We start from the raw sequence: 17,950 nt of genomic DNA on the forward strand, positions 1-17,950 counted from the left end.
GCCGGCGGCCGGATCCAGTCTGCTCGTCGGCACTCCGGTTGCGGAGCCCGCACTCAGCGCAAATCCAGACATTTACCTCAGTACACCGCTAAAGCCAATAATCGGCGTCGATTCCTACCGTTGTCGGCCCGGCGGCGTGCCTCGTGTCGCCACCCCCAGGCCGGCCCGGCCGAGCACCGCCGCCACGTCCCCCTCCGTGTCGGTACGCAACACCCGCGCCCCGCCCCGGGCCAGCCGCCCGAGCACCGCCGGATTGGGATGCCCGTAGGTGTTGCCCGTCCCCACCGGCACCAGGGCCACCACGGGACGCACCGCGTCCAGGAAGGCCGGGTCCTGGTAGGCCGACCCGTGGTGCGCGACCTTCAGCACCTCGGCCCGCAGGCCGCCCGGCGAGATGCCGTCCAGCAGCGCCCGCTGCTCCTCGGTCTCGGCGTCCCCGGCGAGCAGGATCCGTACGCCGGAGACGGTGGCGAGCAACATCAGCGAGTTGTTGTTCGGGTCCGACCTGGTGCCGCGCATCGGGCGGGGCGGGCCGATGACGGTGAACTCGACGCCGCCCTCCCGGTACCGCCACCCGGCCGCGCCCGCCACCACGTCGACGGAGTGCGCCGCGGCCTCGGCGAGGACCAGCTCCCGCCCGGCGGCGGGCTCCGACCACTGGGGGGTGAGCACGGCGCCCACCGGTCGACCCCGGAACACGCCCGCCACGCCGCCGGTGTGGTCGACGTGGAAGTGGCTGACCACCAGCAGCGCGACCTCCCGTACGCCCAGCCGACGCAGGCAGCCGTCCGCCGCTCCCGGGTCCGGCCCGGCGTCGACCACCACCGCCCGGCCGGCCGCCACCGGCAGCACCACGGTGTCGCCCTGGCCGACCGCGCAGGCGGCGACCACCCAGCCCGCCGGGGGCCAGCCGGGGGCGGCCAGCCGTACGGGCAGCGTGCCGGCCACGACGGCGACGACGACCACCGCCACCAGCCGGCGGACGACCGGGTGCCGGGTGGCCACCAGCAGCGCGACGGTCAGCCCGGCCAGCAGCAGGGCCCCCGGCACCCCGCCCGGCCACGGCAGCGTGCCCGCCGGCAGCCGCGCGCCGTGCCGCGCCACCATGACCAGCCACCAGGCCGGCCAGCTGGCCAGCCACGCGACGAACTCCGCCCCGGCCGGCCAGATGGGCGACACCGCCGCCGCCAGCACCCCGAGCACCGTGGCGGGCGCGATGGCCGGCACCGCCAGCAGGTTGGCCGGCACGGCGACCAGGCTCACCGTGCCCGAGATCCCGGCCACCACCGGGGCGCAGGCGAGCTGCGCGGCCGCCGGCACGGCCAGCGCCTCGGCGAGCCCGGCCGGCACCCCGCGCCGACGCAGCCCGTCGCGCCACCTCGGGGCGAGCAGCAGCAGGCCCCCGGTGGCCAGCACGGAGAGCGCGAAGCCGGCGTCGCCGGCCAGCTCCGGGTCGACCAGCACCAGCACCGCCACCCCGGCGGAGAGGGCGGGCAGCGCCGCCCGGGGGCGCCCGGCCGCCAACGCCGCCAGCCCGATGGCGCCCATGGTGGCGGCGCGTACCACGCTCGGCGAGGGACGGACCAGGATGACGAAGCCCACCAGCGCCAGCCCGCAGAGCCCGGCGGCCAGCCACGGCCCGGCCCGCGCCCACCGGGCCAGCAGCAGCACCGCCCCGACGACGATGGCCACGTTGGAGCCGGAGACCGCGTTCAGGTGGGTCATGCCGGTGGCGAGGAAGTCCTCCTCGACGGTGGGCGGCAGCCGGCTCGTGTCGCCGACCACCAGGCCGGGCAGCAGGCCGCCCTGCTCGTCGGGGAGCGGCAGGCAGGCGCGTTGCAGCCCGGCCCGCAACGATCCGGCGGCGCGCTGCGGCGACGGGGCGGCCCCGTGCGGCACCGGCGGTCCGGCCGCGCTCAGCACCGCCGCGGTCAGGTCGCCGCCGCGCGGGGCGGCGAGCCGTCCTTCGGCGGTCAGCCGCTGACCGGGCAGCAGCCCCCGCCAGGCGGGATCGGTGGCGAGGACCAGCACGCGGGCCGGCGTCGCGACCCGCCGTCCGTCCGGCCCGGTGAACCAGGTCAGCTCGGCCGGCACGAGCAGGGTGGCCGGGCGCCCGGCGATGCCGCGTACGGGGCGTGGGTCGTCGCGGACGACCAGTTCGGCGGTGACGACCGCCCGCTCCTCGACCAGTGCGCGAACGGGACCGGAGTCGCGGACGGACAGTCGCGCGGCGGTGGCCGTCGCGCCGCAGACCACGCCGAGCAGCACGGCGACGGCGATCCACCCGTACCGCCGGACGGGGTCGCCCGGCCGCCCGAGGACGCCGGCCAGGTGCAGCCCGCCCAGCCCGGCCGCCCCGGCGGCCACCGCCGCCAGCAGGATGGTCCCGCCGACGGTCAGGTGCAGCCCGGCCAGCGCGGCGAGCCAGGTGGCCACCGCCAGTCCGGCCAGCCGCAGGTCGATGGCCGCGACCCGCTCGTCCCCGGCATCGGCGCCGGACGTCCCAAAGCCGACCGGGCCGGGGCCGGCCGAGCCAGGGCCGGAGCCGGCCGAGCCAGGGCCGGAGCCGGCCGAGCCAGGGCCGGAGCCGGCCGAGCCAGGGCCGGAGCCGGCCGAGCCAGGGCCGGAGCCAGGACCGGGGCCGAGGCCAGGGTCGATACCGGGCGAGCCCAGCGCGCTGCCCGCCGTCACACCGTCACCAGGTCCTTGAGCTGCTCGTAGCGCGCGTCGCCGATGCCGTCGACCTGGCGCAGGTCGCCGACCGAGCGGAAGCCGCCCTGCTGGTCGCGGTGGGCGAGGATGCGCTGGGCGAGCACCGGTCCGACGCCCGGCAGCGCGTCGAGCTGCGCGAGCGTCGCGGTGTTCAGGTTGAGCCGGCCGCCCGCGCCGGGCGCTCCTGGCGCGCCGCCGGGAGCCGCCCCGGGCGGGGGCGCCGCGCCCGGCGGTGCCGTGACGCCGACCAGGATCAGTTCCCCGTCGGTGACCTTGCGGGCGGGATTGAGCAGGGCCACGTCCACCCCCGGCAGCGCCCCGCCGGCCGCCTCCACGGCGTCGGCGACCCGCGCGCCGGCCGGCACCCGGACCAGCCCGGGACGGCGTACCTTGCCGGCGACCGCGACCACCAGCTCGCCGGCCGACGTGGCGGCCGGTTCCGCGAGGCCGGTCACCGTCGCATCGGATGCCTCGGCGGTGGCGACCGGGCGGACCGGCTCGGTCTGCGGCCGGGACCGCCAGGCCCAGAAGCCGGCCCCGAGCACCACCAGCACGGCGACGGCGGCGAGCGCCCGCACCCCCCGCCGGCCGGGGTCGAACGCCCCGGGCCCCGGCAACCGGGACGCCACACCGGCCTCGGGGGCCCGGGTCGGCGGGTCGGGCTCCGGCGCCGCCGCCGCGCCGGCCGGCAATGCCGCTGTGCGGGACGGCAGCGCCGCTGTGCGGGCCGGCGGCACCGCTGTGCGGGGCGGCAGCGCCACGACCGGCTCCGGCACCCCGACCGATCCCGGACTGTCGACGGACAGCCCGGCGGACCCCTGAGGGTCGTCGAACGGCCCGGCCGCCCTCTGACGGTCGTCGAACGGCCCGGCGGGTTCGCCGGTCCGGTCCAGGGGATCGGCGGACCCGCCGGGGTGCGCCGGTGCGGCGCTCGACGGCCAGCCCGCCACCAGTTGGCGCAGTCGTTCCCGGACCACCGTCTCCTCGTCTTCTGACACGACGCGAAGCTAGGTCCGCGAGCCCGGGGCGCGCGGCCGGCCGGGGCACGGCTGTGGATGACGGCGCCGCCTGTGGACAACCGCCTGATCATGCGGGTGATGTGCTAGGGCGGCGAAGAACCGCAGCTCAGCGCGCGCCGGGACCCGGACCGCTCACCTGCCCCGTCCTAGCGGTTGCCGGCGTCGAGGGCAGCCTGCTCCACCCGTTGGTGGTGGTCCCGCCACCACGGCTCGTCAGCGGGTGGCAGGTTGTCGTTACCGGGTAGCAGCCCGGCCGCGCCGTCGACCAACTCGCGCACGATGTCCGCGTGGCCGGCGTGCCGTTGTGTCTCCGCGACGACGTGGACCAGGACGCGGTGCAGTGTGACCGTGGCGTCGCCCCACCACGGCACCCGGCCGACGTCGTCGAGTGCGAGGGCTTCGATGGTGGTGTCGGCGTGGGAGCTGGCGCGACGGTACGACGCGACGATCTCTTCGCGGCTCTCGTCCGCGGTCGCCCACATGTCGGCATTGGTCTCGGCGGCGTCGCCGACGTACGGCAGTTCCTGCCCGAACGGCCGGCCGAACACGACGCCGAAGTAGAGGATCTCCATGGCCGTCGCGTGCTTCACGAGACCGAGCAGGTTGGTCGCGGTCGGGGTCAGCGGGCGCCGGGCGTCGTACTCGCCGAGCCCGTCGAGCTTCCACAGCAGTGCGTCACGGCCGCCCTTGAGGTAACTGTGCAGGTCGTCCTTCATCGGGTCACGATGGCATCCGGACAGGTGTCGGCGCTGCCCCGCGTGATCGACAGCGATCACGTCGACAGGACGCCTCAGCCGCTGACCGGCGGCCGGCGGTGCACGACGACGCAGGCCAGGCCGGGCCCGGCGTGCGCGGCGACCACCGCGCCGGCCTCCGAGACGTACGAGTCGTGCAGGCGGTCGCCCAGCCGGGCCGTCAGCGCCTCCAGCAGCGCCTCCGCCCGCTGCGGCGCGGCGAGGTGGTGCACGGCCAGGTCGACGTCGGCGTCCCCGGCGGCCTCGACGGCCAGGTCGACCAGCCGCGCCACGCCCCGGCTGGCCGTACGCACCTTGTCCCTGAGGACGATCGCGCCGTCCGGCATGTGCATGATCGGCTTGACCGACAGGGCGGTGCCGAGCAGCGCCTCGGCGGCGCCGATCCGGCCGCCCCGGCGGAGGAACTCCAGCGTGTCGACGTAGAACCAGATGCTGGTACGGGCGATGGCGTCGACGGCGGCGTCGCGTACCGCCGACAGGTCCCCGCCCCGCTCGGCGGCCGTGGCGGCGGCGACGGCGGGGAAGCCGAGGCCCATGCCGGTCGAGCGGCTGTCGACCACGGCGACCCGGTCGTCGAACCCGGCGGCGGCCAGCCGGGCGGCCTCCACCGTGCCGGAGAGTTCGGCCGACAGGTGCACCGAGACGATCCCGTCGGCGCCCGCGTCGAACAGCTCCCGGTACGTCTGGGCGAACTGCTCCGGCGCGGGGCGGGAGGTGCTCACCGAGACGCGCCGCCCGCCGAGCGCCCGGGTGGCGTCGGCGGGGGTGGTCTCCACCCCCTCCAGCCCTTCGGCGCCGTTGAGCACGACGGCCAGCGGCACCACCGTCAGCCGGTGCACGCGCAGCAGCTCGGGCGGGAGGTAGGCGGTGGAGTCGGTGACGACCGCGACGGGCATGCCCGGCACGCTAGCCGATGTCGTCGGGGAACGCCCGGGTCAGACGGCCTCGGTGGCCGGGACGGTGATCAGGCCGACGTTGTGGGCGCGCAGGTGCCAGCCCCGGGTGGCGTCGTGGCGCAGCTCGGTCCAGTGGCAGTTCTGCAGCGCGCCGATGGTGCGCAGGACGGCGTGCTCCCAGCCGAGCAGGTGGCCGCAGCCCTGCCGGGCCGCGCCGCCGTGGGTGGCGACCACCACGGTGCCGCCGGGCACGGCGTCGGCGGCGTCGGACAGGGCCGCGCCCATCCGCTTGCCGAGGTCGTCCAGGGTCTCGATGCCGGCGCCCGGGTCCGGGTCGCCGGCCCGCCAGCGGGCGAACTCGGCGGGGTGGCGCTCCTCGGCCTCGGTGAGGGCGAGCCCCTGCCAGGAACCGAAGTGGCGCTCCCGCAGCCGTGGGTCGGTGCGCACCGGTAGCCCGGTCAGCGCGGCCAGCGCGGCGGCGGTGTCCGCCGCGCGGCTCAGGTCGCTGGCCACGATGGCGTCGGGCCGGAGCCCGGCCAGCAGGGGCGCCGCGGTGCGGGCCTGCTCGCGGCCGAGGTCGTTGAGCGGTACGTCGGTCTGCCCCTGGACCCGGCTGGCGGCGTTCCAGTCGGTGTTGCCGTGCCGCCAGATGATCAGGCGGGTCATTCCGCGGTGGTGGAGCCGGTGCCGGACTCGGCGTCGACGAGGTCGCGGTCGACGAACGGGATCGTCGGGCAGTCCTTCCAGAGCCGGTCGAGGGCGTAGAACTCGCGCTCCTCGGTGTGCTGGACGTGCACCACGATGTCGACGTAGTCGAGCAGCACCCACCGGCCGCCCCGTTCGCCCTCGCGCCGGATCGGCTTGGCCTTCTCCGGCAGCTCCAGCAGCCGCTCCTCGATGGCATCGACGATGGCGAGCACCTGACGCTCGTTGGGAGCCGCGGCGAGCAGGAACGCGTCGGTGATGGCGAGCTGGTCGCCCACGTCGATGATGACGATGTCCTGCGCCTTCTTGTCGGCCGCGGCCTGGGCGGCGGCGATGGCCAACTCGTGGGCGCGTTCGGAAATTGTCACCGTTCTCCTTCGATCAACCGTGCGATCCTCCAAGCGTCTCACACCCGGTGGAATCCCGACTCGTCAGTTCTGGCGCGTTACCCGCCCGAACCGCCCCATAACGGGCCGAATCACTGCTGATAGAGGCGTCGCTTGGCGATGTACTGCACCACACCGTCCGGCACCAGATACCAGACCGGCTCCCCCCGGGCGACCCGGGCCCGGCAGTCCGTGGACGAGATGGCCATGGCCGGGACCTGCACCAGGCTCACCGTGTCGGCCGGTAGGTGCGCGGCGGTCAACTCGAAGCCCGGCCGGGTCACCCCGATGAAATGGGCAAGCTCGAAGATCTCGTCCAGGTCCTTCCAGGAGAGGATCCGCTCCAGCGCGTCCGCCCCGGTGATGAAGAACAGCTGCACCTTCGGGCCGTACTCGGCGTGCAGGTCACGCAGGGTGTCGACGGTGTAGGTGGGCCCGCCCCGGTCGATGTCCACCCGGCTGACCTGGAAGCGCGGGTTGGAGGCGGTGGCGATGACCGTCATCAGGTAGCGGTCCTCCGCCGGGCTGACCGGCTCGTCCGCCTTCTGCCACGGCTGGCCGGTGGGGACGAAGACCACCTCGTCCAGCCCGAACCGGTCCGCCACCTCGCTGGCCGCGACGAGGTGCCCGTGGTGGATCGGGTCGAAGGTGCCGCCCATGATCCCGACCCGCCGGATGTCTTCCTCCACCCCGCGATCCTAGGCCGGGCGGAACCGGCGACCCCGGGGGGCCGCCGGACCGTCCCGTCCGACGGCCCGGCCTCGGCGCCCTCACGCTGGCCGCCGGCGACCACCCCGTCGGCCGTCAGGCCGCCGCCGCGGCGACCGCCGTCCGGGCGACCAGGGCGCGGCGCAGGTCGTCGTCGGCGTCGGTCACCACGCGGCGCAGGCCGGGGGTGACGTCGTCGCGGGCCAGCAGCGCCGCGGCCGCCTCCCGGGTGGGCTGCGCCACGGCGTGCCGGGGGAAGGCCAGTCTCGCGACGTGGTCGGCCACCCAGGGCGTACGCGCCCGCGCGGCGGCCGGCATGTCGGCGAAGTACCGCGCCACGTAGCCGGCGGTCAGCTCGGCCTGCTCCGGCTGCCAGAACCCCTCCGCGGTCGCCTCGACGATGCGGTTCGACAGCTCGGTGTTCGACACGACGATCTCCCACGCGGCCCGCTTGGCGGCCGGATCGGGCAGCGCCGCGCGGCAGCGGGCGGCCCGCTCGGTACCGGCGGCGCTCGGGTCGGCCGCGGCCTCGGCGGCGATCTCCGCCGCGCCGGCCGCGCCGAGCACCACCAGCCGCAGCAGCAGCGCCCAGCGCAGCTCGGCGTCGACCGCCAGCCCCGGCGGGACGTCCCGGCCGTCGAGCCAGCCGGCCAGCCGGTCGGCGTCGGTGCTGGCGGCGATCCAGCCCCGGGCCGCCGCGAGCTGGAGCGAGCCGCCCGCCGGGGCGCCGTCGAGCAGTTTCCAACAGGCGGCGGCGACCTGCGCCAGGGCGGCCTCGCGGGCGGGCGGGTCGAGGTAGCGGTCGACAAGCGAGCGGCTGAGCGCGAGCACGTCCTCGGCGATGATCACCTCGGTCTCGGCGGGGAGGGCGGCGGCGATCAGGGCCACCAGGCCGGCGACCGGACGCTCCCCGTCGGTGGCGGCGTCCAGCGCCTCGCCCCAGAGCAGCGCCCGGGCCAGCGGATCGGCCAGGCCGGGCAGCACCAGCGGCACGGCGTCCGCCGACGCGGGGTCGAGCCGGATCTTGGCGAACGTCAGGTCGCCGTCGTTGGGCAGCAGCAGCCGGGCCGCCGGCTCGCCGACCAGCCCGGTCAGCACCGTACGGCCGCCGTCGGCGTCCGGGTCGAGGTCGACCTCCGTCCGGACGACCGTCCCGTCGGTGGCGTACCGGCCGACGCCGATGCGGTGCGGGCGCAGCACCGGGTGCGAGTCGGGGGCGCTCTGCCGGATCGCCACCTGGCGGTAGCGGCCGTCCGCGTCGACGCTGACCTCGGCGCGCAGCGTGTCGACCTGCGCCGAGCGCAGCCAGCGTCGCGCCCAGCCGGACAGGTCCCGCCCGGCGGCCGTGGCGAGGCTGCCGAGCAGGTCGGTCAGGGTGGCGTTGCCGAACCGGTGCTTCGCGAAGTGGGCGTTGAGGCCGGCGAGGAAGACGTCGTCGCCGAGCCAGGCGACCAGTTGCCGCAGCACGCTGGCGCCCTTGGCGTACGAGATGCCGTCGAAGTTGAGCAGGCCCTCGGCGGCGTCGGCGACCTCCTCGGGCGCCACGGGGTGGGTGGAGGGGCGCTGGTCGGCCGCGTAGCCCCAGGCCTTGCGCCGTAGGGCGAAGGTCGTCCAGGCCTGGTCGAAGCGGGTCGCCTCGGCGGTCACCCGGGTGCCGAGGTACTCCGCGAAGGACTCGTTGAGCCACAGGTCGTCCCACCAGCGCATGGTGACCAGGTCGCCGAACCACATGTGCGCCATCTCGTGGGCGATGGTGGTGGCGCGCTGCTCCCGCTCGGTGTCGGTGACCGCGGAGCGGAACACGTAGTCGTCGCGGAAGGTGACCAGCCCCGGGTTCTCCATCGCGCCGGCGTTGAACTCCGGCACGAACGCCTGGTCGTACTTGCCGAACGGGTAGCGCTCGGCGAAGAGCTGGTGGAACCGGTCGAGACACTGCCCGGTGACCGTGAGGATCTCCTCGGCGTCGGCGTCCAGGTGTGCCGCCAGGGAGCGCCGGCAGTAGACGCCGAGCGGGATGCCGTCGTGCTCGCCGCGCCGGACGTGCCAGGGGCCGGCGATCAGCGAGACGAAGTACGTGGCCAGCGGCGCCGTCGGGGCGAACTCCCAGCGCCCGGGGCGCGGCGTGGCGGCGAGCTGGCCGTTGGCCGCGACGGTCCACTCCGGCGGGGCGGTGACCGACATGGTGACCGGGGCCTTCAGGTCGGGCTGGTCGAAGGCGGCGAAGATGCGCTGCGCGTTGTCCAGGAAGGACATCGCGTAGAGGTAGGTCTCGCCGTCGGCGGGGTCGACGAAGCGGTGCATCCCCTCCCCGGTGTTCGAGTACGCCATCTCGGCGGCGACGGTGAGCGTGTTGGCCTCGGCCAGCCCCGTCAGCGGCAGCCGGTTGTCGGCCAGCGTGGCCGGGTCGACGTCGCGGTCGTTGAGTCGTACCGCCAGCAGTTTCGCGGGTTGGACCTCGACGAAGGTCTCCGCGCCGGGGGTCGCCCGGAAGCGGATGGTGACGTCGGAGCGGAACCGCTCGCCGTCGCCGGTCAGGTCGAGGTCCACCTGATAGGACTCGACGGTGATCGCCGCGCCACGCGCGGTCGCCTCTACACGGGTCAGGCTCGGCATCCGCTTATCCTGCCCGATGGGGAACCGTGCGTGTTTCCCTCATGACCCCCTGGCACTGGAGGACTGAACGATGGCTTCGCACCCCAAGGGTGACTTCGACCTCTCCCGGGCGGTCTGGCAGCGGGCCGAGGGCGACACCTCCGAGAGCGCCGTCGAGGTCGCCTTCGTCGACGACCTGATCGGCATGCGCAACTCCGCCGAGCCGGAGGGCCCGGTCCTGGTCTTCACTCAGGCCGAGTGGGACGCCTTCGTCGCCGGTGCCCAGGACGGCGAGTTCGACCTGGACTGAGGTCGGGCTGGCCGCTGCCTGCCCGGGCGTGCGGGCCGGGCTGACCGCGCCCGGCCCGCACGCTCGGCCGTCAGGTGGCGGTGCAGGTCAGCGGCGGAACGGGGTTGGTGCCGCTCCACGAGCCGAGGAAGCCGATGACCGTGCCGGCACCCGGGCCGAGGCTGCCGTTGTAGCTCACGTTGCGCGCGGCGACGGCGGATCCGCTGGTGGTGACCGTCGCGTTCCAGGCCTGGTTGACGGCCTGGCCGGAGGCGAGGGCCCACGCCACGGTCCAGCCGCTGATCGGCGCGCTCCCGGCGGTGATGCGGATCTCGCCCTGGAAGCCGCCCGGCCACTGGCCCACGATCCGGTAGGCGGCGGTGCAGGACCTGGTGCCGCTGGTCGGGGTGGGGCTGGGCGGGTCCGTCGGGGTCGGCGAGACCGTCGGGCTGACCGTGGGCGTCACCGTCGCGGTGGGACTCGGCCCACCGCCGAAGATCGTGGCCTCCCTGGCGGTGGCCCTGATGCCGTTGGCGCCATTGAAGATCCGCTCGCCCCAGGTCGTCAGCCGCGCGGGGTCGAAGCTGGTGGCCATGTCCAGGACGGGGTCGGTGTTGCCGCTCCAGGACCAGCCGAGGTAGCCCAGGCCACGGGCCTGCGACTCGGCCAGGATCGTCTCGTGGTCGACCTCGTTGGCGTTGAACCGCCAGCCGAACTCGCCGATGACCAGCGGCCAGCCGTTGTCCTCGAACCGGTCGAGGTAGTTGGTGATGGCCGCGGCCGTGTTGAACACCGCGTACATGTGGATGGAGAGCACGGTGTTGTGCCGGCTGTCGGCGTCCAGGATCGCCTGCGCGTTGTCCCGCATGACGTACTGCCAGTCCTGGCCCCAGTTCGGCCCGTCGACCATGAGCAGGTGCTCGAAGCCGTTGGCCCGCATCTTCGTGATCGCGGCGGTGGTCGCGGCGGTCCACTGGCCGGCGTTGACGTTGCCGATCGGCTCGTTGCCGATGTTGATGACGACGTAGTTCTCCTGGCCGACGAGCGCGCTCTTCTGGCTGATCCAGTAGTCGACCGCCTCGTCGAGCGACGCGGCGGCGCCCTCCTCGCCGTAGCCGGTGGTGTCGTGGACCTCCAGTACGCAGATCAGCCGGTTCTGCTTGCACAGTGAGATCACGTCGGCGACGTCGGTGGACGGACCCCAGCGCTTGCCGGTGCCCAGCACCACCCGGACGGTGTTGGCGCCGAGCGCCTTGACGTCGGCGAACGAGTCGGTCTCGCCCGTGTACCAGACGTGGGGGTGGTTGACGCCCCGCATGACGAACGGCTGGCCGTTCGCCTCGACGATGTGGCGCCCCTCGACGTGCAGTCCCACGGCCGCGTCCGCCGGTTTGACGAACACCAGCACGGACGCGGCGACGGCGAGGAACGCAGCGCCGACCGAGAGAAGTCTTCTCTTCATGGCCTACCTCAGGGTGAGGCCCCGACGGATCGGGGCACAGGCACGCCTGCCCAGGCGCACGCGGATGGCGGTGCGCGGCGCGCTCGTGACGAGTGCGACGTACGGGTGCGAGGCCGGCTCGGCTCTGCAACGGTGCCAAGCTACTCGTGGTCACGCAGGCTTCGCAATAGGACATCGTCGATGGCCGGCTGCGCCCCAGGCGGGCGGCGGTGCGGGGCCGGGCGCTCCGTGTGCCCGGCCCCGTGCCGGCGGTCGAGTCAGGTGGCGGGCCCGCTCACCGGCTCGGTCGCCGTGGCCGCACCCGCTTGGCCACCGCCGACCAGAGCCGGCCACCGAGCCGGGTCCGTTTGACCCAGCGCAGTCGGGCCACCGCGCCGCCGGCCGGCTGGCGCTGCTGCGGGGGCGCGGTGATCCGGGCGTACGCGGCACCGGTGGCGGGCCGGGTGGTGCCCGGTTCGAGCTGCTCGGAGGCGAGCGCCAGCCAGGTGAACTGTTGCAGCGTCCGCTGGTCGGGTCGGCCGCCCCGGGCGGCGGTGCGGAGCGCCTTCTCCACGGCGGGCCGCCGGACGAGACCGGTCAGCGGGCCGTGCGCGGTGTCCAGCAGTTCGGCCATGGCCTGGAGGCCGTCGCCCTCCCACACCCGGGTGGCGGTGGACGGGCCGGTGGAGACGCTGACGAACGGGACCTGTGCCCACTCGGGCACCAGGCGGGCGATCAGCCCGGTGTGCATCAGCCGCTCGCGCTTCTGCCCGGGAGTCAACGCGAAGGTGGCGGCGACGAAGCCGGGCGAGAGGAACGGGGTGACCATCCCGATCGCGTAGGCGGAGGTGTACCAGCGGCGGACCCGCTCCACCAGGTAGATGTAGTCGACCAGGCGCAGGTCGTGCAGGCCGAGCCCGCTGCCGTGGTCGAGCAGGCCGCGGATCCTCTCCTGCTCCGCGGTGACCACGGCCGCGTCGGCCACGCCCGACGGTACGGCGTTCAGCAGCCGGGCCAGGGCGGTCTCCTGCGGGGACGGCCCGCCGTCGTCGTCCGTCGGGGGATACCAGTATTCGGTGGCGAGTTCGCCGGCGGCACCGGTGAAGGTCGCCGGGCCGGCCTGGTCGACCAGGCGCCCGGGGCCGGCGGGGCGCACCAGGTAGCTGGAGGGGAACTGGTGGTCGGTCAGCCGTTGCAGTCGCCGGCCCCGCTCGTGCAGGCCGGTCCCGAGCACGTTGGCCCGCGCCCCGGCGAGCCGGAGCGTGTGCTCGGGGTGCAGCCCCCGCTTGTCGCGCAGGATCCGCACCAGTTCGCGGGCGACCTCGCCCTCGGCGCGGGTGTCCTCGTTGGTCAGGAACCTGGGGGTCCGGCCGGCGGCGATCAGCGACGCGGCGATGAGCCGGGAGTCCTTCCCACCGGACAGCCCGAGGGTGATGTCCTCGTCGTAGAGGCCGTGGATGCTGGCGGCGGTGGTCGTGATGGCGTCGGCGGCGCGGTCCAGCAGCTCGGTCACCGGTCGGCCCTGCGCCGCCAGCCCGTCCCGCACCACGTCGTCGGTCGCGTACTTCGTGGTGGTGGTGAGCTGCCACCCACCGCCGTCGCGCCGGCGGCCGGTCACCCGCTCGCCGGGGCGGAGCAGTCGGGCGCCCCGCACCGGGGAGCTGTCGCCGCCGAAGTGCCCGCAGAGGGTGTACGACGCCCAGCCGTCCAGGTCGGGCCGCAGGTCGCCGTGCAGGAACGCGGCCAGCAGGCCGGGCCGGGTGCAGAAGGCCGTCAGGCCGGCCGACCGCCCCGTGAAGACCCGGCACATGCCGATCCAGTCCTGTTGCAGGGCGAAGTTCCCGGCCGCGTCGAGGGCCAGCAGGCCGAACGGTGGCACCACCTCGCGGTGCACCTCCCCGCCCGCCAGCAGGCGCCCGGCCAGCGCCGCCGGGCCGCCCGTCACGTCGACGCCCACGGGCAGCCCGAGCGACACGGCGGTGACCGGCCCGACGGTGTCGACGGCCGGCCACCGGTAGGCGCCCTGGTCGCTGCGGTGCAGGACGGTCACGCCCCAGTCGTCGGCGCCGAATTCGTGGCGTACGAAACTGTCGGGCACCACGTCGGCGACCGCCGTTTCAAAGCGATGTCTCGCGGCACGCCGGGCGCTCTCCGACAGATTGTCGTCGGCGAACCAGGCCAGCATCACGTGCATGTGCGATTCCCCCGAACTCGCAGGAGCGGTCGTTTTCCGCCTGGTGGGGAGTCAACCTCCCGAACACCTGGCGCGGTTGCCTCGGTGAACAAACGAGGTACTTCCGGCATTGGTGATCGGGGCCGACCTTTCGGAGTCGCGGGCGGCGCAAATTCGCCCGTTAAATACCCACAAAACGGGCGGCCGGCGGCGAGGTTGCTCCGGCGCGGATTCTGAGATCAATTCCTCAGCAGGGCTGTCGCCGCTTCGGAATGGGCTGGTGGCGGGATTCCCGACACGGCAATTTTCGGAGACGGCAAATGCGATCGTCCGCTCGCGGATTCGCGTCCGCGACGGATATCCGACAGCCGCGCCTACGGGTCGACCTTTCCCATCGCCCGCACGCGCGACTGCCGCATCGGTGATCTCGAATGACGGGCTAGTCGCCGTCGCCCCAGCCGAGCCCGCCCGGCCCCGGCGCGTGATGGAAGCCGGGATGGCCGGCGACGTCGGCGCAGCGCTCGCCGTCCGGGCCGGACGCGCCGCAGAACAACCGTTCGGTCTGCTGCCACGCCTCGGCCGGCGACAGCGCCGACGCGCCCAGGGCCACCTCGGGTCGCAGCAGACTCAGCGCCTCCGCGTACCCGACGGCCAACTCCCGGGCCGACGCCAGGTCGACGGCGGTGAAGCCGAGGTGCACCGTGAAGAACCGGCCGGGCCGGGCCGAGCGGCGGGGCGGCGCGATCAACGACGCGCCGGCGACCTCCCCTGCCGCGCCGAGCGCCTCCCGCGCCTGCCGTTGCCGCCAGTACGCCGGCCTGTTGTCACGCATGCGTCCTCCCCGTGGCGATCGTGGGCGGCCTCGTCCTGCGGTGGACCGCCCGCGTTCCGTCCCGGCCACCGCCGGGGTCGTCCCGGCGGCGGACCGGCGCGGACCGCTCCCCCGAGGAAACCAGCTCGCCGCGTCCCTGGGAGGGGCCAGCAGACGCGTCGTCCGCTGGCCCCTTCCCGGCACCACCCGCCGCCCGCCCCGTGCCGCGGCCGACCCGGCGGCGGGGTTCAGGCACGCCGGCCCGGGTAGACGCAGAGGGACGGACAGGACCCGGCCGGCAACGGCCGCCACCTTCGGTCAGGAGGCCCGATGGCGACCATCCCGACGGAGCGCAGCCCGGACAGCTCGGTGGCGTTCCTGCGCGACGGCTACCGCTTCGTCGGCCGACGCTGCGACCGCCACGGCACCGACATCTTCCAGGCCCGGCTGCTGCTGGAGCCCACCATCTGCCTGCGCGGCCGGGCGGCGGCGGAGCTCTTCTACGACACCGAGCGCTTCGTTCGGGCGGGCGCCATGCCGAAGCGGGCGCAGCGCACCCTCACCGGCCGTGGCGGGGTGCAGGGCCTCGACGGGGCGGACCACGCCGACCGCAAGGCCATGTTCATGTCGATGATGACGCCGGCCGCGGTCCGGCAGCTCGCGCAGCTCTTCGACGACGAGTGGCGGGCCCGCGTCCCGTCCTGGGAGTCGGGCGGGCCGGTGGTGCTCTACGACGAGGTCGGCCGGATGCTGACCCGCGCGGTCTGCGCCTGGGCCGGCGTGCCGCTCGCGAACTCCGAGGTGGACCGGCGTACCGCCGAGCTGCACGCGATGATCGAAGGTCCGGCGGCGCTCGGCCCCCAGCACTGGCGTGGCCTGTGGGGCCGCCGCCGGGGCGAACGCTGGATCGGCCAGCTCGTCGACCGGCAGCGCGCCGGCGCGCTCCCCGCCCCCGAGGGCAGCGCGCTGCGGGTGGTCGCCGAGCACCGCGACGCCGACGGGCGGCTGCTCCCCCGCCGGATCGCGGCCGTCGAGCTGCTCAACGTGCTGCGGCCCACGGTCGCCGTCGACCGCTTCATCGTCTTCGCCGCGCTGGCCCTGCACGACCACCCGGCCTGGCGGGAACGGGTCCGGGAGAGCGACGAGGCCGCCGAGAGCTTCGTGCAGGAGGTACGCCGCTACTACCCCTTCTTCCCCGTGGCCGCCGCCCGGGTCCGGCGCTCGTTCGACTGGCAGGGCTACCACTTCCCGCGCGGCCGGCGGGTGCTGCTCGACCTGTACGGCACCAACCACCACCCGGCCCTCTGGCCGGAACCGGAGCGGTTCCGGCCGGAGCGCTTCACCGGTTGGCGGGGCGACCCGTTCGCCCTCGTGCCGCAGGGCGGCGGCGAGCACCTGACCGGTCACCGCTGCGCCGGGGAGTGGATCACGATCGAGCTGATGAAGCGGGCGGTGACGAACCTGACCACGACGATGCGGTACGACGTGCCACCGCAGGACCTGGCGTTGAGCCTGCACCGGATGCCGGCGCTGCCGCCGAGCGGGTTCCTGGTCACCAACGTCCGCCGCACGGCCTGAACCCGACACCGCCCCGGGGACCTCGACGGCCCCGGGGCGGTGCGGTCGCGATCGCGCTCAGGCCGGGTGCAGGACGCTGCGTAGGCAGCCGTCCTCCTTCTTCTCGAACATCTCGTAGCCCCGCGCGCCCTGCTCCAGCGACATCGGGTGGGTGGCCAGGTAACCGGGATCGATCTCGCCGGCCGCGATCCGGTCCAGCAGCATCGGAATGTAGCGCTGGGCGTGCATCTGCCCCATCCGCAGCACCAGCGCCTTGTTCATCGCCGCGCCGAGTGGAAACTTGTCCACCAGGCCGGCGTAGACGCCGACGATGCTCACCGTGCCACCCTTGCGGCAGGCCATGATCGCCTGCCGGACCGAGGTGGGGCGGCCGGTCTGCAGCCGAGCCGCCTGCTTCGCCCTGTCGTACGCGTACACCGGGCCGACGTCGTGCGACTCCATGCCGACGGCCTCGATGCACGCGTCCGGCCCCCGGCCGGCGGTCATCTCCCGCAGCGCCTCCAGCACATCCGTCTCGGCGTAGTTGACCGTCTCCACGCCGAGCCGGTCGGCGGCGGTGGCGAGCCGCTCCGGCAGCCGGTCGATCACGATCACCCGCTCGGCGCCGAGGAGCTGGGCGGACCGGGCCGCCATCTGGCCGACCCCGCCGGCGCCCCAGACCGCGACCACCTCGCCGCCCTTCAACGCGCAGAAGTCGGCGGCCATCCAGCCGGTGGGCATCGCGTCGCTGGCGAACACCACCGAGTCGTCGGGCACCCCGTCGGGCACCTGGAACGCCCCGATGTCGCCGAAGGGCACGCGGACGTACTCGGCGTGGCTGCCGGAGTAGCCACCGGCGGCGTGCGAGTAGCCGAGGATGCCGGCCGGCGAGTGGCCCCAGAGCTTCTCGGTGAAGACCGGCTGCGGGTTGGAGTTGTCGCAGAGCGAGTACTGCTCGGTGCGGCAGTACCAGCAGCCGCCGCACGCCACCACCGAGCCGACCACGACGCGGTCGCCGACGCGCAGCCGCCGTACGCCGGGGCCGGTCTCCACGACCTCGCCCATGAACTCGTGGCCGAGGACGTCGCCCTCCCGCATCGCCGGCAGGAAGCCGTTGATCAGGTGCAGGTCGGAGCCGCACACGCTGCTGGCGCCGACCTTGACGATGATGTCGCCCTCGGCGCGGATCCGCGGCTCCGGCACGTCGCGTACGGCCAGCTTGCCGACGCCTTCCCAGCAGAGCGCCCTCATGCCCGCCCTCCCGTCCGCAGCCTCTCCCGCACCTTGTCGGTCGCCTTCTCCTGGGCCGGGCCGCGCCCGGACGGGTCCCGCCGGGTGTCGATGACCTGGCCGCACTCCACCAGCGCCTTCACCCGGCGCAGCGCGTCCCGCAGGGCCTGGTCCGGGTCGTCGCCGCCGAGGAGTCCGAACGCCCGGCGCAGCGGCCCGGAGCGCCACCGCAGCTCGGCGCGGACCTCCGTGCCCCGGTCCCGGGGCGCTGGCGTCAGGTGGACCGTGCCCTCCTGCTCCGGCCCGTCGGTGACCCGCCAGCGCAGCCGCCCGGGTCCCTCGACGGTGATCTCCGACCGCCACTCGGTGCCCCCGCCGGCCGGGTCCCGCGCCACGCAGCGCCACCGGTCGTCGTCGAGCCGCTCCAGGGTCGCCCACCCGGCCAGGGCCCGGTCCATCCGCTCCCGGTCGGTCCAGAAGCCGATGACCGCCGCCGCCGGCCTGTCGATCGTCACCCCGCGCCGCACCACGTACCAGCCGTCGCGGCGCTCGGGCTGGTGCCGGCGTCGTCGACGGGCCACCGCCCTGCCGACGCCGACCACGGTCACGGTGGTGGCGCCGAGCAGCGCCCACCTCGTTCCGTTGCTGGTCATCTCGTCTCCTCCACCCGGGTGCC

The 17,950-nt window shown here is 74.8% G+C and carries 14 protein-coding genes and 1 pseudogene; 2 read left to right on the plus strand and 13 right to left on the minus strand.

All coding sequences use genetic code 11. The annotated features are described in order from the left end of the window. Window positions 1-114: 114 nt before the first annotated feature. The 8 genes and pseudogenes from ACN27A_RS13950 to pepN all read right to left on the minus strand — a co-directional run. Window positions 115-2,460 (minus strand): annotated as a pseudogene (locus ACN27A_RS13950) (ComEC/Rec2 family competence protein); the annotation flags it as partial. 227 nt (window positions 2,461-2,687) lie between these two features. After that, window positions 2,688-3,518 carry a helix-hairpin-helix domain-containing protein gene (locus ACN27A_RS13955; RefSeq protein ID WP_421458461.1) on the minus strand — a complete coding sequence of 277 codons (831 nt, stop codon included), beginning with the start codon at window positions 3,516-3,518 and terminating at the stop codon, window positions 2,688-2,690. Window positions 3,519-3,877: 359 nt separating this feature from the next. Further along, entirely contained in the window at window positions 3,878-4,447 is a 570-nt protein-coding gene (locus ACN27A_RS13960; protein ID WP_421453324.1) for a DinB family protein, read from the minus strand. A 74-nt stretch (window positions 4,448-4,521) separates the two neighbouring features. Continuing rightward, window positions 4,522-5,382 (minus strand): DegV family protein, encoded by an 861-nt coding sequence (locus ACN27A_RS13965; protein WP_421453325.1) that lies wholly within the window; start codon window positions 5,380-5,382, stop codon window positions 4,522-4,524. A 39-nt stretch (window positions 5,383-5,421) separates the two neighbouring features. Next, window positions 5,422-6,048, minus strand: coding sequence for a histidine phosphatase family protein (locus tag ACN27A_RS13970; protein ID WP_421453328.1), 627 nt, complete (start codon window positions 6,046-6,048; stop codon window positions 5,422-5,424). Further along, window positions 6,045-6,455 (minus strand): ribosome silencing factor, encoded by a 411-nt coding sequence (gene rsfS, locus ACN27A_RS13975; RefSeq protein ID WP_132240430.1) that lies wholly within the window; start codon window positions 6,453-6,455, stop codon window positions 6,045-6,047. The genes ACN27A_RS13970 and rsfS overlap by 4 nt, the downstream gene beginning before the upstream one ends. Before the next feature lie 110 nt (window positions 6,456-6,565). After that, window positions 6,566-7,162 (minus strand): nicotinate-nucleotide adenylyltransferase, encoded by a 597-nt coding sequence (gene nadD / locus ACN27A_RS13980; protein WP_357577631.1) that lies wholly within the window; start codon window positions 7,160-7,162, stop codon window positions 6,566-6,568. 115 nt (window positions 7,163-7,277) lie between these two features. Next, a complete protein-coding gene (pepN, locus tag ACN27A_RS13985; RefSeq protein WP_421453332.1) occupies window positions 7,278-9,794 on the minus strand; it encodes an aminopeptidase N in 2,517 nt (838 codons plus the stop codon). A 70-nt stretch (window positions 9,795-9,864) separates the two neighbouring features. On the opposite strand from pepN, the gene ACN27A_RS13990 reads away from it, so the two are divergent. After that, window positions 9,865-10,083 carry a DUF397 domain-containing protein gene (locus tag ACN27A_RS13990; RefSeq protein WP_151452795.1) on the plus strand — a complete coding sequence of 73 codons (219 nt, stop codon included), beginning with the start codon at window positions 9,865-9,867 and terminating at the stop codon, window positions 10,081-10,083. Between the two features lie 70 nt (window positions 10,084-10,153). Here ACN27A_RS13990 and ACN27A_RS13995 read toward each other — a convergent pair whose 3' ends face one another. The 3 genes from ACN27A_RS13995 to ACN27A_RS14005 form a co-directional block, all read right to left on the minus strand. Next, window positions 10,154-11,524: a cellulase family glycosylhydrolase gene (locus ACN27A_RS13995; protein ID WP_421453335.1), complete on the minus strand. Its 1,371-nt coding sequence runs from the start codon at window positions 11,522-11,524 to the stop codon at window positions 10,154-10,156. 274 nt (window positions 11,525-11,798) lie between these two features. Further along, window positions 11,799-13,697 (minus strand): hypothetical protein, encoded by a 1,899-nt coding sequence (locus ACN27A_RS14000; RefSeq protein WP_421453338.1) that lies wholly within the window; start codon window positions 13,695-13,697, stop codon window positions 11,799-11,801. A gap of 418 nt (window positions 13,698-14,115) precedes the next feature. Next, window positions 14,116-14,508, minus strand: a complete 393-nt coding sequence (locus ACN27A_RS14005; RefSeq protein ID WP_421453341.1) for a hypothetical protein — start codon at window positions 14,506-14,508, stop codon at window positions 14,116-14,118. Window positions 14,509-14,817: 309 nt separating this feature from the next. Here ACN27A_RS14005 and ACN27A_RS14010 point away from each other — a divergent pair, with 309 nt between their 5' ends. Next, window positions 14,818-16,065: a cytochrome P450 gene (locus ACN27A_RS14010; RefSeq protein ID WP_421453344.1), complete on the plus strand. Its 1,248-nt coding sequence runs from the start codon at window positions 14,818-14,820 to the stop codon at window positions 16,063-16,065. 57 nt (window positions 16,066-16,122) lie between these two features. On the opposite strand, the gene ACN27A_RS14015 is transcribed toward ACN27A_RS14010, so the two are convergent. Beyond that, on the minus strand, window positions 16,123-17,295 hold the full coding sequence (locus tag ACN27A_RS14015) for a zinc-dependent alcohol dehydrogenase (protein ID WP_421453347.1): 1,173 nt from the start codon (window positions 17,293-17,295) through the stop codon (window positions 16,123-16,125). After that, window positions 17,292-17,927 (minus strand): cyclase, encoded by a 636-nt coding sequence (locus tag ACN27A_RS14020; RefSeq protein ID WP_421453351.1) that lies wholly within the window; start codon window positions 17,925-17,927, stop codon window positions 17,292-17,294. Before ACN27A_RS14020 ends, ACN27A_RS14015 begins: the two co-directional genes overlap by 4 nt. Window positions 17,928-17,950 lie beyond the last annotated feature (23 nt).

The sequence above is a fragment of the Micromonospora sp. WMMD737 genome (assembly GCF_049179055.1).
GTDB lineage: Bacteria > Actinomycetota > Actinomycetes > Mycobacteriales > Micromonosporaceae > Micromonospora > Micromonospora reichwaldensis.